11 protein-coding genes are annotated in these 14,258 nt (G+C 72.4%); 9 read left to right on the top strand and 2 right to left on the bottom strand.

Annotated features, from left to right (window positions below; genetic code table 11):
* Positions 1-25: 25 nt before the first annotated feature.
* Entirely contained in the window at positions 26-556 is a 531-nt protein-coding gene (locus ACLV7J_RS11065) for a hypothetical protein (protein ID WP_411869152.1), read from the top strand.
* A gap of 3 nt (positions 557-559) precedes the next feature.
* Here ACLV7J_RS11065 and cobN read toward each other — a convergent pair whose 3' ends face one another.
* Positions 560-4,312, bottom strand: a complete 3,753-nt coding sequence (gene cobN, locus ACLV7J_RS11060) for a cobaltochelatase subunit CobN (RefSeq protein WP_411869151.1) — start codon at positions 4,310-4,312, stop codon at positions 560-562.
* 109 nt (positions 4,313-4,421) lie between these two features.
* Between cobN and ACLV7J_RS11055 the strand changes: the two genes are divergently transcribed.
* From ACLV7J_RS11055 to ACLV7J_RS11045, 3 genes are all read left to right on the top strand, one after another.
* On the top strand, positions 4,422-5,339 hold the full coding sequence (locus ACLV7J_RS11055) for a branched-chain amino acid transaminase (protein WP_411869150.1): 918 nt from the start codon (positions 4,422-4,424) through the stop codon (positions 5,337-5,339).
* A gap of 113 nt (positions 5,340-5,452) precedes the next feature.
* Entirely contained in the window at positions 5,453-9,106 is a 3,654-nt protein-coding gene (gene metH, locus ACLV7J_RS11050; RefSeq protein ID WP_411869260.1) for a methionine synthase, read from the top strand.
* 66 nt (positions 9,107-9,172) lie between these two features.
* Entirely contained in the window at positions 9,173-9,445 is a 273-nt protein-coding gene (locus tag ACLV7J_RS11045) for a DUF4090 family protein (protein ID WP_255125832.1), read from the top strand.
* A gap of 103 nt (positions 9,446-9,548) precedes the next feature.
* Here the strand turns inward: ACLV7J_RS11045 and ACLV7J_RS11040 are convergent, their stop codons facing one another.
* A complete protein-coding gene (locus tag ACLV7J_RS11040) occupies positions 9,549-9,776 on the bottom strand; it encodes a hypothetical protein (protein ID WP_411869149.1) in 228 nt (75 codons plus the stop codon).
* A gap of 136 nt (positions 9,777-9,912) precedes the next feature.
* On the opposite strand from ACLV7J_RS11040, the gene ACLV7J_RS11035 reads away from it, so the two are divergent.
* The 5 genes from ACLV7J_RS11035 to ACLV7J_RS11015 are packed head-to-tail and all read left to right on the top strand — an operon-like array spanning position 9,913 to position 14,227.
* Positions 9,913-10,299: a DUF2237 family protein gene (locus ACLV7J_RS11035; RefSeq protein ID WP_411869148.1), complete on the top strand. Its 387-nt coding sequence runs from the start codon at positions 9,913-9,915 to the stop codon at positions 10,297-10,299.
* 39 nt (positions 10,300-10,338) lie between these two features.
* Complete coding sequence (locus ACLV7J_RS11030; protein WP_411869147.1) at positions 10,339-11,355, top strand: NAD(P)H-dependent glycerol-3-phosphate dehydrogenase; 1,017 nt, start codon at positions 10,339-10,341, stop codon at positions 11,353-11,355.
* Positions 11,356-11,408: 53 nt separating this feature from the next.
* Positions 11,409-12,350: a PhzF family phenazine biosynthesis protein gene (locus tag ACLV7J_RS11025; RefSeq protein ID WP_411869146.1), complete on the top strand. Its 942-nt coding sequence runs from the start codon at positions 11,409-11,411 to the stop codon at positions 12,348-12,350.
* Complete coding sequence (locus ACLV7J_RS11020; RefSeq protein WP_411869145.1) at positions 12,335-13,357, top strand: SpoIID/LytB domain-containing protein; 1,023 nt, start codon at positions 12,335-12,337, stop codon at positions 13,355-13,357. The genes ACLV7J_RS11025 and ACLV7J_RS11020 overlap by 16 nt, the downstream gene beginning before the upstream one ends.
* A gap of 6 nt (positions 13,358-13,363) precedes the next feature.
* Positions 13,364-14,227, top strand: coding sequence for an ATP adenylyltransferase (locus tag ACLV7J_RS11015; RefSeq protein ID WP_411869144.1), 864 nt, complete (start codon positions 13,364-13,366; stop codon positions 14,225-14,227).
* Positions 14,228-14,258: the final 31 nt, after the last annotated feature.

The raw sequence follows: 14,258 nt of genomic DNA, 5'->3' as shown, positions 1-14,258 counted from the left end.
CCAGGAGCTTTTCCGCACCCCGCCGATGGGCCTGTTTGATCGCCTGCTGGGTTCCAAGAAGTCCATCACCAGCGGCAATGCCGCTCCCCAGCCCCCGAAGAAGGAGGAGTCCTTCTTCCTCGATCCCGACGCGGCCAAGAGCGTGGGCGATCTGGCCTTCATGCGCCGCTCCAACACCATCCGCCACACCTTCCCCGGCACCGCCAGCAGCCCCGGCATGAAGGAGCTGGTGGATGAGGTGGCCTCCATGGAGGCCCAGGCCAAGATGCGCAGCCCCGGTCTGCCCGGTGCCGAGACGGTCGAAGCCGAGATCAACCTCACCGGTGGCGTGCCCAAGCCCGTCAAGAAGACCTTCGCCGAACGACTCAGCAGCGCTGAACTGGGCGAGCGCATGAAGGGGTCGGCCGTGGCGGTGAACGCTCCCGGTGGTCCGGCCGCGATCAAGCAGGAGAAGGATCAGGCCAGCGCCCAGGCCCAGCCCCAGATCACCCAGCAGTCCGCCAAGCCCGGCTCCACCGACGCCTTCAAGGCCTGGGCCAAGGACATCACCAGCTGAGGGTCAGGGGCCTGCCGCCCCCTCCACCAACGCCTCGGCCTCCAGTACCCGCTCCCGCAGCCGCTCCAGTTGGGACGGCGTCGCGGAGGCCCAGAGGCCGCGGTTGTGGGCCTCCAGCAGGCGTTCGGCCATGTCCCGCAGGGCCCAGGGGTTGCAGCGCCGCAGGAACTCCAGTACGGCGGGATCCCCCAGCCACTGGTCGCTGAGGGCGCCGTAGCTCCAGTCCGGCACGCGGCCGCTGCTGGCGTCGTAGGCGAACAGGTAGTCGAGGCTGGCGGCCATCTCGAAGCCGCCCTTGTAGCCGTGGCGCTGCATCGCCCCGATCCAGCGGGGGTTGAGCAGGCGCGAGCGGATCACCTTGTCGAACTCCCGCTCGATCCGGTGCAGCCGGGGCCGCTGGGAGCGGGAGTGGTCGCCGAACCAGAGGGCCGGGGCCGTGCCCCGCACCGCCTCGGTGGCCGCGCTCAGCCCCCCCTGGAACTGGTAGTAGTCGTCGGAGTCGAGCAGGTCGTGCTCGCGGTTGTCCTGGTTGTGCAGCACCACCTGCACCTCCCGCAGCCGCTGCTCCAGGCCCGGGCGGTCGGCCACCCCCTCGCAGCGCTGGTCCGCCGTGGGGCTGTCGTAGCGCCAGCCGCTCCAGTTCAGGAAGGCCTCGCCCAGGTCGCGGCGCTGCTCCCACTGGCCGCTGTCGATCAGCCCCTGCAGGCCAGCCCCGTAGGCCCCGGGCGCCGAGCCATACACCCGGCCGGCGTGGCCGTCCCGGCGGGCGGCGGCGGCCAGGGGGTTGTCCGCCTCGGGTTCCGGCTGGGCGGCCACCAGGGCCGTGGCCCGGTTCACCCAGCTCACCAGCTGGGGGAAGGCATCGCGGAACAGGCCTGAGATGCGCAGGGTCACATCCACCCGCGGCCGGCCCAGGTCCGCCAGCGGGATCAGCTCCAGATCCACCAGGCGGCGCGTGGGGCCGTCCCACACCGGACGCACGCCCATCAGGGCCAGGGCCTGGGCGATGTCCTCGCCGCCGTTGCGCATGGTGGCCGTGCCCCACACCGAGAGGGCCAGGCGGCGCAGGGGCTCGCCCTCCTCCTGGAGGTGCAGCTCCAGCAGCAGCTCGGCGCTGCGGCGTCCCAGGTCCCAGGCGGCTTCGCTGGGCAGGCCCCGCAGGTCCACGCTGTAGAAGTTTCGGCCCGTGGGCAGCAGGTCCGGGCGGCCGCGGGTGGGGGCGCCGGAGGGGCCGGCGGCGATGCGGCCCCCGGCCACCGCCGTCAGGAAGGCCTGGCGCTCGGCCTCGCCGCAGCGCAGCAGATCCGGCACCAGCCGGCGCCGCAGGCGCTCGAGGACGGCGGCCGTCGCGGCGCCGGGGGGCTGGGCATCTGGCCAGGGACTCGCTCCAGGCTCCAGCAGCGCCACCATCAGCTCCAGGGCCCGCTCCTCCAGCCAGGCGATGCCGTCGCCCATATGGCGGGCCGCCCCACAGCCCAGCTCCGCCAGGCGCTGGCGATCGGTGGTGACCAGGGGGTTCTCCTCGGCCTCGGCCCAGGGGTCGAAGCCCAGGTCCAGGTCGGCCGCCAGGGCCTGGGTGAGGCCGGCCCCCTCCGCCAGAGGCGGACGGGCCAGGCAGAGCAGCAGCTCCGCCAGGGCGCCCGGTTCAGGGAGCTGGCCAAAGGTGTGCAGCCCGGTGCGGATCTGGGCCTCCTTGAGCTCACACAGATAGCCATCGGCCGCCTCCAGCCGCGCCTCGCCGTCCTGTCGAACTGTCGCCCCGGGCCCGGCGTCATCGCCCGTCTCTGGGCCGCCGCCGCCGCTCCCCATGGGCAGCTCCAGCTCCGCGAGGCGCGTCAGCACCTGCTCCCGCAGGATCCCGGCCCGCTCGCTGCCCAGCTGGGTCGCCTCCCAGTACTCGTCGATCAGGGCCTCCAGCTGACGCAGGTCGCCGTGCAGGCCGGCGCGGCCCAGGGGCGGCGTTAGGTGATCGAGGATCACCGCCTGGGCGCGGCGCTTGGCCTGGGAGCCCTCGCCCGGGTCGTTGACGATGAAGGGGTAGACGTGGGGCAGCGGGCCCAGGGCCCACTCCGGGTAGCAGTCGGCCGAGAGGCCCAGGCCCTTGCCCGGCAGCCATTCGAGGTTGCCGTGCTTGCCCACGTGGCACACCAGCTGCACCCCCGCCTCCCGCCGCAGCCACAGGTACTGGGCCAGGTAGGCGTGGGGCGGCGGCAGGTCGGGGCAGTGGTAGCTGAGGCTGGGGTCGCGGTCGTAGCCGCGCTCGGGCTGGATCAGCAGGCACACCCGCCCGAAGCGCAGGCCCTGGATCGGGAAGCCCGCTGCCGTCAGGCTGGGATCGGCCGCGGGCGGGCCCCAGCGGGCCTCCAGCCGCTCCCGGCCCGCCGCCGGCAGGGCGGCGTACCACTGGGTGTAGTCGGCCAGGCGCAGGTGGGCCAGGGGCGGCCGGTGGTGGCTCTCCGGGTCGTTGGTGCGGCCCGCCAGCAGGCGCTGGATCAGGGCATCGCCGGTGGCCGGCAGGGCCTCCCCGCCCAGGTCGTAGCCGGCCTCGGCCAGCCAGCCCAGCATTGCCGCGGCGCTGGCGGGGGTATCAAGGCCCACGCCGTTGGCCAGGCGGGCGTTGCGGGTGGGGTAGTTGGCCAGCACCAGGGCCAGGCGCCGCTCCGCCGCCGGGGTGCGGCGCAGGTCCGCCCAGCCCCCGGCCAGCTCGGCGATCCAGCCCAGCCGCTCCCGGTCGGGCTCGTAGCGGTGCAGGCCCGTGGCCAGCCGGCCGTCGGCGCCCACCAGCTCCTTGAAGGCCCCCACCCGGGTGGTGATCCGCCCGTCCAGCTCCGGCAGGGCCACCTGCAGGGTGAGATCGAGGGGCGCCAGGCCGATGGAGCTCTCCGCCCAGGCCCCGCGCCCCTGGGTGCTGCAGAGCACCTGCAGCACCGGCACCGCCAGGGCCTCCCACAGGGGCGCCCCCAGACCCGCCTCCTCGAACTGCACCGAGGCGAACGACGTGGTGCACAGCACCACCTGCACCCGCTCGCGGCCCAGCAGGTCGGCCACGCCCCGCTGCACGGCGCCGTCGCGCAGGCCGCTCACCCACAGGGCCCGCGGGCAGAGGCCCCGCTGCCGCAGGGCCGCCAGGATCGCCTCGGCCAGGGCCAGGTCCCCCGCCTGGCGCAGGGCCCGGTAGAGGATCACCCCCACCCGATCGCCGGGTTCGTCGCGCCAGTCGAACGGCAGGGGATCGGGGCTGGGCTGAACGGCCGGCGCTGCTGGCTGTTCACCGCCCGCCAGGAGCGCCAGGGCCGTGACCACGGCCAGCAGGTTGGCCTCGCCCCCCTCGCGCAGGCAGCGGCCCAGGGCGATCGCCAGCTCCGGCTCCACCGTGCCCAGCGCCGCCAGGGCCTGCTCCTCCTCGGCCGTGCCGGCCGTCACCACCAGATGGCGCCCGGCCGCCGCCGCCCAGCCCCGCAGCTGCTCCAGCCCGTAGCTCCAGTGGCCCCGGCCGCCGAGCAGGCGCACCAGCACCACCTGGGCCTGGCCCAGGCTGGTGCGCAGGTAGTGGTCGAGCACGGCCGGGTGCTCCAGGGCCGCCAGGTTGAGGCCCCGCAGCTCCGGCAGCTCAGGCCGCGCCGCCAGCAGGGCCGCCAGGCCGCTGAGGTCGGTGTCGGCGCTGCTGAGCACCACCAGCGGAGCCCCGGGCTGCTCCACGAAGCTGGGCCCCTCCAGGGGGCTGGTGCTGCCGGGAACCGCCGCGAGCCGATGCATCGCCCCATCCTGGGGGCTGGCGCGGGGGCGGCGGTGAGAAGATCGGTGCCATCCGTGGCCGCTCCGGCCGCCCGTTCCGCCCCAGCACCGCACTCCCCCCGCCCGCCCCATGCATCAGTTCCTGCCCTATGCCTGGTTTGACGGCAAGTGCGTGCTGTTTGAAGACGCCACCATCTCGGTGGCGACCCACGCCCTGCACTACGGCACCGGCGCCTTCGGGGGGATGCGGGCCCTGCCCAATCCGGCGGATCCCAACGAGATCCTGCTGTTCCGGGCCGATCGCCACGCCCGCCGCCTGAGCCAGAGCGCGCGGCTGCTGCTCACCGAGCTGAGCGAGGACACGATCCACAGCGCCATCGTGGCGTTCCTGCGGGCCAACAAGCCCACCTGTCCGGTGTATCTGCGCCCGTTCGTGTGGACCAGCGACCTGGGCATCGCCCCGCGGCTGCACAACATCGAGACCGACTTCCTGATCTACGGCCTGGAGCTGGGTGACTATCTCTCCCCCGAGGGCGTGAGCTGCCGCATCAGCTCCTGGACCCGCCAGGAGGACCGCTCCCTGCCCCTGCGCGGCAAGATCAGTGGCGCCTACATCACCAGCTCCCTGGCCAAGACCGAAGCGGTCAAGAGCGGCTTCGACGAGGCCATCCTGATGAACAGCCGCGGCAAGGTGAGTGAGGCCAGCGGCATGAACCTGTTCATCGTGCGCGACGGCGTGCTGATCACCCCCGGCGTCGACCAGGACATCCTCGAGGGGATCACCCGCGCCAGCGTGATCGAGCTGGCCAAGGCCATGGGCGTCGAGGTGGTCGAGCGGGCGGTGGACAAGAGCGAGCTGTTTGTGGCCGATGAGGTGTTCCTCAGCGGCACCGCCGCCAAGGTCACGCCCGTGCGCCGGGTGGAGAGCACCGACCTGCCCGCCCAGCGTCCGCTGATGGAAACGCTGCGCGAGCGGCTCACGGCGATCACGGAGGGCCGCGATCCCGCCTATGACCACTGGGTTACCCGCGTGCGTCTGGACGGCTGATGACCCGCACCCCCGCCGCCCCCAGGGGCCCCGTCGCCACTGGCGCGAACGCCACGGAGAAATCCTCCGGCGCACCGGCCGCCGCGCCAGCGGCCCGGGAGCGGCCGGCGCGGATGGGGTTCCTGGAGCGGCTGCACAGCCTGGAGCGGCCGGTGCTGGTGTTCGACGGCGCCACGGGCACCTCGCTGCAGCAGATGAATCTCACCGCCGAGGATTTCGGCGGCGCGGCCCTGGAGGGCTGCAACGAGCAGCTGGTGTTCACCCGCCCCGATGCGGTGCAGGCGGTGCACCGCCAGTTCCTGGAGGTGGGCGCCGACGTGATCGAGACCGACACCTTCGGGGCGGCCTCGATCGTGCTGGCGGAATACGACCTGCAGGACCAGGCCTTCGCCATCAACCAGCGGGCCGCCGAGCTGGCCCGGGAGATGGCGGATGCGTACAGCACCCCCGAGAAGCCCCGCTTCGTGGCGGGCTCCATGGGCCCCACCACCAAGCTGCCCACCCTGGGCCACGTGGGCTTCGATGAGCTGCGCGACTCCTTCGCCGAGCAGGCCGAGGGCCTGATCGCCGGCGATGTGGACCTGTTCATCGTCGAGACCTGCCAGGACGTGCTGCAGATCAAGGCGGCGCTGCAGGGCATCGAGCAGGCCTTCGCCAAAACCGGCCAGCGCCGGCCGCTGATGGTGAGCGTGACCATGGAGACCACCGGCACCATGCTGGTGGGCTCGGACATCGCCGCGGTGGTGGCGATCCTCGAGCCGTTCCCCATCGATGTGCTCGGCCTCAACTGCGCCACGGGCCCGGAGCAGATGAAGGAGCACGTGCGCTACCTGAGCGAGCACAGCCCGTTCGTGGTGAGCTGCATCCCCAACGCCGGCCTGCCGGAAAACATCGGTGGCGTGGCCCACTACCGGCTCACGCCCCTGGAGATGAAGCTGCAGCTGCTGCACTTCGTCGAGGACCTCGGCGTGCAGGTGATCGGCGGCTGCTGCGGCACCACCCCGGCCCACATCGGCGCCCTGGCGGAGCTGGCGGCGGAGCTCAAGCCCGCCCCACGCGCCGTGCGCACCCCCGAACTGCGCGAAAGCGCCAGCGATCCACGGCCGGCCCTGGCCTATGAGCCGGCCGCCGCCTCGATCTACGGCACCACGCCCTATCTGCAGGACAACTCCTTCCTGATCATCGGCGAGCGGTTGAATGCCAGCGGCTCCAAGAAGGTGCGCGAGCTGCTGGCCGAGGAGGACTGGGACGGCCTGGTGGCCGTGGCCCGCGGCCAGGTGAAGGAGAACGCCCACGTGCTCGACGTCAACGTCGACTACGTGGGGCGCGACGGCGAGCGCGACATGCGCGAGCTGGTGAGCCGGCTGGTCACCAACGTGAACCTGCCGCTGATGCTCGATTCCACCGAGTGGCAGAAGATGGAGGCCGGCCTGAAGGTGGCCGGCGGCAAGTGCATCCTCAACTCCACCAACTACGAAGACGGCGACGAGCGCTTCTTCAAGGTGCTGGAGCTGGCGAAGGCCTACGGCGCCGGCGTGGTGGTGGGCACCATCGATGAGGAGGGCATGGCCCGCACGGCGGAGCGCAAGTTCGCCATCGCCCAGCGGGCCTACCGCGATGCCCTGGAGTTCGGCATCCCGGCCCACGAGATCTTCTACGACCCCCTGGCCCTGCCGATCTCCACCGGCATCGAGGAAGACCGCGAAAACGCCCTGGCCACGGTGGAGGCCATCCGCCGCATCCGCACCGATCTACCGGGTGTGCACGTGGTGCTCGGCGTGAGCAATGTGAGCTTCGGCCTCTCGCCGGCGGCCCGCATTGTGCTCAATTCGGTGTTCCTGCACGACTGCTGCGAGGCCGGCATGGACGCGGCGATCGTGAGCCCGGCCAAGATCCTGCCGCTGGTCAAGATCAGCGAGGAGCACCAGCAGGTGTGCCGCGATCTGATCCACGACCGGCGCCGCTTCGAGAACGGTGTCTGCATCTACGACCCCCTCACCGAACTCACCAAGCTGTTTGAAGGGGTGAGCGCCAAGGAGGCCCGGGCCTCCGGCCCGCAGCTGGCCGATCTGCCGATCGAGGAGCGGCTCAAGCAGCACATCATCGACGGCGAGCGCATCGGCCTGGAAGACGCGCTGAAGCTGGCCCTGGAGACCTACCAGCCCCTGGAGATCATCAACACCTTCCTGCTCGATGGCATGAAGGTGGTGGGTGAGCTGTTCGGCAGCGGCCAGATGCAGTTGCCCTTCGTGCTGCAGAGCGCCGAAACGATGAAGACGGCCGTGGCCTTCCTGGAGCCGCTGATGGACAAGCTCGAGGGCGCCGAAGCCGGCCAGCGCAGTGCCAAGGCCAAGTTCCTGATCGCCACGGTGAAGGGCGATGTGCACGACATCGGCAAGAACCTGGTGGACATCATCCTCACCAACAACGGCTACGAGGTGATCAACCTGGGCATCAAACAGCCGGTGGAGGCGATCATCGAGGCGCAGCGCCAGCACAACGCCGACTGCATCGCCATGAGCGGCCTGCTGGTGAAATCCACGGCCTTCATGAAGGACAACCTGGAGGCCTTCAATGAGGCCGGCATCAGCGTGCCGGTGATCCTCGGCGGCGCCGCCCTCACGCCGCGATTCGTCAACAAGGACTGCCGCTCGGTGTACCGCGGCCAGGTAATCTACGGCCGCGATGCCTTCGCCGACCTGCGCTTCATGGACGCCTACGTGGCGGCCCGGGACGCGGGCAGCTGGGAGAACGGAGCGGGCTTCCTCGCCGGTGCCCCCGAGGGCCTGGGGCTCGACGCCGCAACGCCAGACGAGGCTGCCGGCGAGCCGGCCGGGGATGCCGCCGGAACAGCTCCCGGGGCCAGTTCCACTGCCGAGGCTGGAGCTCCTGCCGTCGCCGCGGGGGCCAACGACCACCGCTCCGAGGCGGTGCCCGAGGAGCCGGCCCTGGTGCCGCCCTTCTGGGGCAGCCAGGTGCTGGATGAATCCCAGATCCCGCTGGCGGAGGTGTTCGGCTACCTGGATCGCAACGCCCTGTTCGCCGGCCAGTGGCAGCTGCGCAAGGCCCAGGGCCAGTCGCGCGACGACTACGAGGCGATGCTGGCCGAGAAGGCCGAGCCGGTGCTGCAGCAGTGGATGGAGCGCTGCCTGGCGGAGCAGCTGCTCACGCCGCGGCTGGCCTACGGCTACTACCCCTGCGGCCGTGAGGGCAACGCGCTGGTGGTGTTCGATCCCAGCGGCTCCGCCGCCGAGCTGGGACGCTTCGCCCTGCCGCGCCAGCGCTCCGGCAATCGCTACTGCATCGCCGATTTCTACCGCGATGCCCGCAGCGACGGCGGGGGACGGCTCCAGCCCAGCGACGTGCTGCCGATGCAGGCGGTCACCATGGGCGACAAGGCCAGTGCCTTCGCCCGCGCGCTGTTTCAGGCCGACCAGTACACCGACTACCTCTACTTCCACGGCCTGGGGGTGCAGATGGCCGAGGCCCTGGCGGAGTGGGTGCACGCCCGCATCCGCCGCGAGCTGGGCTTCGCCGATCCGGACGGCATGGCCCTGCGGGACGTGCTGGCCCAGCGCTATCGCGGCAGCCGCTACTCCTTCGGCTATCCCGCCTGCCCCAACGTGGCCGATTCCCGCCAGCAGCTCGCCTGGCTCGGCGCCGAGCGCATCGGCCTCTCGATGGATGAGAGCGACCAGCTGGAGCCGGAGCAGAGCACCACGGCCCTGGTGGCCCTGCACAGCCAGGCGCGCTACTTCAGCGCCTGACGCTGCGCCGGGCGCCGCAGGGCCGCCGGGGGCCGTGGCAGCCTGGGGCCGCCCAGCTCCCCTCCCATGGCCATTGCCGGTCCCGGCGGCGTCGATGACGCCATTGCCGCAGGTCTCGACCTCGACGGCACCCCGATTCCCCCCGAGATGCTCGCCCTCTACAACGAGGTGATGGATCTGGAGAGCCAGCGGGCCCGCAGCGGCGTCAAGAAGTCGATGCGCAACCGCATCGTCAAGACCGGCTCCAAGCACCTCGACCAGGCCAGCCTCGATGCCCGCCTCAAGGCCGCCGGCTGGGAGGGGCTCAAGGAGAAGGAGATCGCCTTCTTCTACGGCTGACGTGATCGGCTGAGGCCCCCACGCGCCTGGGGGCTCTCCCGCTGCAACGCTGGGGTGGCGGGGGCCCTCGATCACCGCGCCTGCAGCGCGGCCACGCAGCCGTTCAGCTGCAGATGGCCTCCAGGGTCTCCAGCACCTCCTGCTGGAAGTCCTCGAGGTCGTCGGAGTCACTGAGGTCAAGGCCCTCACCGGCGGCGTTCTGGGTGAGTTCCTGGAAGTGGAAGGCACCCTCGCCGTTGGCCAGGAATTCGATGGCCGAGGTTTCACCGCTCTCCTTGAAGGCGTCGCACAGCGCCAGGAAGGCGGCGTCTTCGGTGAAGTCCCAGCTCATGTAGGGGGGTCGGCGGTGAATGACCTTTAACGCGCTCCCCCCCGATTCCGTCAACTCCCCGGCCGCATTTTGTGCCACTCCTTCGCCAGACTCGGGCCGTGGGCCTCTCCTGATCGCGCCCCTGAACCGGATCGCTGTGACCCCAACCCCGCCCGCCAGCCAGGCCCGCAACGTGCTCGGCGACCCGCTGCAGCTGTGCAGCTGTGAGCCCATGACCGGCTGGTTCCGCGATGGCAGCTGCCGCACCAACGGCGCCGACCTCGGCCGCCACACGGTCTGCTGCGTGGTGGACGAGCGCTTCCTGAACTACACCCGCGCCCAGGGCAACGACCTCTCCACCCCCGCGCCCGCCTACGGCTTTCCGGGCCTCAGGCCCGGCGACCACTGGTGCGTGTGTGCCCAGCGCTGGCTCGAGGCCTACGAGGACGGGGTGCCCCCCGCCGTCTGCCTTGAGGCCTGTGAGCAGAGCACCCTGGAGGTGATTCCCCTGGAGGTGCTCCAGGCCCATGCCGCCAAGGCGTGAGCTGCAGGGCCGGTCGGCGGCCCCGGGCCGGCTCGGCCCATGGCGCATGATGGCGCCATGGGCCTGAAGATCGGCGTGCTGGGACTGGGTGCCTGGGGCGAGACCCTGGCCCGGCTGTTCAGCGACCAGGGGCACAGCGTGCAGGGCTGGACCCGCAGCCGGGGCGGTGACCCGGCCGCCGTGCTCCAGGGCCAGGACCTGGTGCTGGTGGCGGTGGCGATGGCGGGCGTGCGGGACCTGGCCGCCCGGCTGGGCCCCGCCTGGCCCGCCGATCTGCCGCTGGTGAGCTGCAGCAAGGGCATTGACCTGGAGCAGCGCTGCACCCCGGCCCAGCTCTGGGCCCGCCGCAATCCCGCCATCCCGCTGCTGGTGCTGAGCGGCCCCAACCTGGCGGCGGAGCTGGCCCAGGGCCTGCCGGCCGCGAGTGTGCTCGCCTCCGAGCACGGCGCCCTGGCGCGCCGGCTGCAGCATGCCCTCAGCTCGGAGCGTCTGCGGCTCTACACCAACGGCGATCCCACCGGCACCGAGGTGGCCGGGGCCCTCAAGAACGTGATGGCGGTGGCGGCCGGCGTCTGCGATGGCCTGGGCCTGGGCGCCAATGCCAAGGCCTCGCTGCTCTGCCGCGCCCTGGTGGAGATGGGGCTGGTGATCGGCGAGCTGGGCGGCGACCCCGGCAGCCTCTACGGCCTGGCGGGCCTGGGCGACCTGCTGGCGACGGCCAACAGTTCCCTCAGCCGCAACTACCGCTACGGGCTGTTGCTGGCCGAGGGCGTGGCCAGCGAGGCGGCCATCGCCCGGATTGGCGCCACGGTGGAGGGTGCCTCCACGGCGGCGGCGGTGATGGCCCTGGCCGGGGAGCGGGGCTGGCATCTGCCGATCAGTGCGGAGGTCCTGGCCCTGATTCAGGGCACGGCCGAGCCCCGCCAGGCCGTGCGCCGCCTGATGGAACGCGACCTCAAGGAGGAGCGCCTGCCGGTGCTCCAGGGGGCTGCGGGCAGCACTCCGGCCGGAGGCTCGCCCGAGGCGGGGGCCGATGCCGCGGGCCGGTCGTCATGAGGGCGGAAGCCGCATCCGCCCCTGAACAGACCGCCGCCGGCTCTTCAGAGCCCGTGCAGGCCGTGCTGGTGGAGGCCTTCGCGGCGGGCCCGCTGCAGGGCAATGGCGCGGCGGTGGTGCGGCTGGAGCAGCCGGCTGCCGCTGGCTGGATGCAGGCCCTGGCCGCCAGCTTCAACCAGTCCGAGACGGCCTTTCTGCTGCCCCTGGCCGGGGGCGCCTGGGCCCTGCGCTGGTTCACCCCCAGCTGTGAGGTGCCCCTCTGCGGCCACGCCACCCTGGCGGCGACCCTGGCCCTGGGCCACTGGGGGCAGCTGCAGCCAGGCGCAGAGCTGCGGCTCCACAGCCGCAGCGGCGGCCTGCGGGTGCAGCTCCATCCCCGCGAGCCCCAGTCCAGCCAGCCCCTCGCCAGTCAGCCTCCGGGCGGCGGCCCCGTCGCCGTGAGCCTGGATCTGCCCAGCGGCGGCCTCACGGCGGAGCCGGCGCCCGCCTACCTGGCGGAGCTGCTGGGGGTGGAGCCCCTGGGCTACTGGGGCTCGGCCCTGGGCTATCGGGTGGCCCTGCTGCCCGATGGCTTCCCCCTGGCGGATCTGGCGGGGCTCCCGGAGCAGCTGCAGGGGCCGGATCGCCGGGGTCTGGTGCTCATGCAGGGCCTGGCGCACCTGGACCCGGCCCAGCGACCCGCCGTTCTCGGCTGCGGGGCCGACTATCAGCTGCGCTTCTTCGCGCCGGGTCTGGGGATTGCCGAGGATCCGGTGACGGGGTCGGCCCATGCCCTGGTGGCCCCCTGGTGGTGTGCGCGGCTGGGGCGCGGGCGGGTGGTCGGATGGCAGTGTTCCCAGCGCCGTGGTGGAATGTACTGCGAAGTGCCGGCCCCCGGGCTGGTGCGGCTCACCGGAACAGGCCACCTCCTATGGGATGGGCGCGTGGACGCTGGCAATGGCGTGGCAGGGGGCCCCTGGGGAGCCTGCGACTGGTCCGTGTGCCACGGCGGCTGAAGCGCCTGGCCCATCTCCATCCCCTGCGTCTCTGGCGCCGCCAGCACGTGCGCACCGTGCTGCTGGGGGCCCCGATGGGCATGGGCGCCCTGGTGATCGGCTTCGCCGCCCAGGGCCTGATGCCCCAGCGCAGCACCCTCAGCGGCCCGATGCTGGCGGCCCTGCTCGAGGCGCCACCGCCGCGGGCCGTCGCCGATGACGCCCGCGAGGACCTGCGCGGTGTCCAGTCCCAGCGGGCCCAGGTCGCCGGCCCGCAGGGCCCCGGCTCCCTCTCCCTGGCGGAACCGGCGGCGGGCACCCCCCTGAACCTGGAGATCCGCGTGGCCCTGCTGCGCCAGGGCAGCAACCCCAGCCTCGGGGCCACCGGCCCCTGGTGGCTGCGCAGCCGCGATGGGGCGGTGCTGCAGCAGGGCAGCGCCGGCCAGGGGCCCGACCTCGGCGCCGCCGGCGTGGATGGCGAGGCCTGGCTGGAGACCAGTGCGGGCCAGGCCCTGCTGATCAACGGCAAGGCCTATGCGGGCCGGTTGCGGCTGGTGAACGAGGGCGGCCGCCTTCAGCTGGTGAACCACCTCTCCCTGGAGGACTACATCGCCTCGGTGGTGGGCTCGGAGATGCCCAGTTCCTGGAACCTGGAGGCCCTCAAGGCCCAGGCGGTGGCCGCCCGCTCCTACGCCCTGGCCCACATGGCCCGGCCCGCCAGTGCCCACTGGCACCTGGGCGACACCACCCGCTGGCAGGCCTACAACGGGCTGGCCAGCAGCACCGAGCGCACCCGCCAGTCCGCCCGCCAGACCGCCGGCATCATCCTCAGCTACCAGGGCGGCATCGTCGAGAGCCTCTATGCGGCCAACAGCCAGATCAGCGCCGAGGCCCACGGCCACCTGGGCGCCAGCATGAGCCAGGAGGGCGCCCAGGCCCTGGCCAGCCAGGGGCAGCCCTACAACGCCATCCTGGGCCGCTACTACCAGGGGGCCTCCCTGGCCCGGCTCAAGGCCGGCCCGAGCTGAGCGGCCGTGGTGCCACGGCCCCAGACCTACTGGCAGGCGGCCCTCGCCCGCAGCGCCTCCGCCCTGGAGAGCGGGGCCCTGGTGCCCCTGGCCACGGAGCTGGTGAGCCCGGGTTCCTGGGAGCCGTTTGTGGTGCGCCGGCTCGTGTCCGCCACCCCCAAGCACCTGCGCAGCTCCGGCCCCCGCCCCAACCCCTTTCTGCCCTGGGACGAGCGCCTGGAGGTGAACCGCCTGGGCGATCGCCATCTGCTGCTGCTCAACAAGTTCCCCGTGCAGCAGGGCCATGTGCTGCTGATCACCCAGCAGTGGCAGCCCCAGGCGGGCTGGCTGGACCCCCACGACTGGGCCGCGGTGGAGCAGGTGAGCGGCGATACCGGCGGGCTGTGGTTCTTCAACAGCTGCGCCGCCGCCGGTGCCAGCCAACCCCACCGGCACCTGCAGCTGCTGCCGCGCCAGGCCGGTGAGGCCAGCTGTCCCCTGGCCGCTGGCCTCCTGGACCAGCTGGGAGGTTCCCAGGGCCGCTGGCCCTGGCACTACCGCCTCAGCCGGCGCCGCCCGGCCGGATCGGCAGCAGGGCCCGGAGGAGCGGTGCCGGCTGATCTGCTGCAGCTCTACCGCGAGCATGCCGCCGCCCTGGGCCTGGGCTGCCCCAGCCAGGATCCGGCGCCGCGCCACCCCTACAACCTCCTGTTCGACGACGACTGGTTCCTGACCATCCGCCGCCGCCAGGAGCACTGGGCGGGCTTCAGCGTCAACGCCCTGGGCTTTGCGGGCTGCCTGCTGCTCACCGAGCACTCCGACCTGGCCTGGCTGGAGCGCCACGGGCCCCTGGCGCTGCTGCAGGCGGTGGCCGAGCCGGAGCGGAGCTGAGGCCAGCGTCGGCAGCAACTCAGGTGATTCC

Origin of the sequence: Vulcanococcus limneticus LL (assembly GCF_943369875.1) — a bacterium.
Classification (GTDB): Bacteria; Cyanobacteriota; Cyanobacteriia; order PCC-6307; family Cyanobiaceae; genus Vulcanococcus; species Vulcanococcus limneticus_A.
Note: the sequence above shows the minus strand (reverse complement) of the source record. Positions and strands in the feature narration are given on the sequence as shown.

Bases quoted from the DNA above. Each gene is read 5' to 3' on its own strand.
- ACLV7J_RS11065 (WP_411869152.1), top strand. From the start codon at position 26: ATGGGCCTGTTTGATCGCCTGCTGGGTTCCAAGAAGTCCATCACCAGC.
- cobN (WP_411869151.1), bottom strand. From the start codon at position 4,312: ATGCATCGGCTCGCGGCGGTTCCCGGCAGCACCAGCCCCCTGGAGGGG.
- ACLV7J_RS11055 (WP_411869150.1), top strand. From the start codon at position 4,422: ATGCATCAGTTCCTGCCCTATGCCTGGTTTGACGGCAAGTGCGTGCTG.
- metH (WP_411869260.1), top strand. From the start codon at position 5,453: ATGGGGTTCCTGGAGCGGCTGCACAGCCTGGAGCGGCCGGTGCTGGTG.
- ACLV7J_RS11045 (WP_255125832.1), top strand. From the start codon at position 9,173: ATGGCCATTGCCGGTCCCGGCGGCGTCGATGACGCCATTGCCGCAGGT.
- ACLV7J_RS11040 (WP_411869149.1), bottom strand. From the start codon at position 9,776: ATGAGCTGGGACTTCACCGAAGACGCCGCCTTCCTGGCGCTGTGCGAC.
- ACLV7J_RS11030 (WP_411869147.1), top strand. From the start codon at position 10,339: ATGGCGCATGATGGCGCCATGGGCCTGAAGATCGGCGTGCTGGGACTG.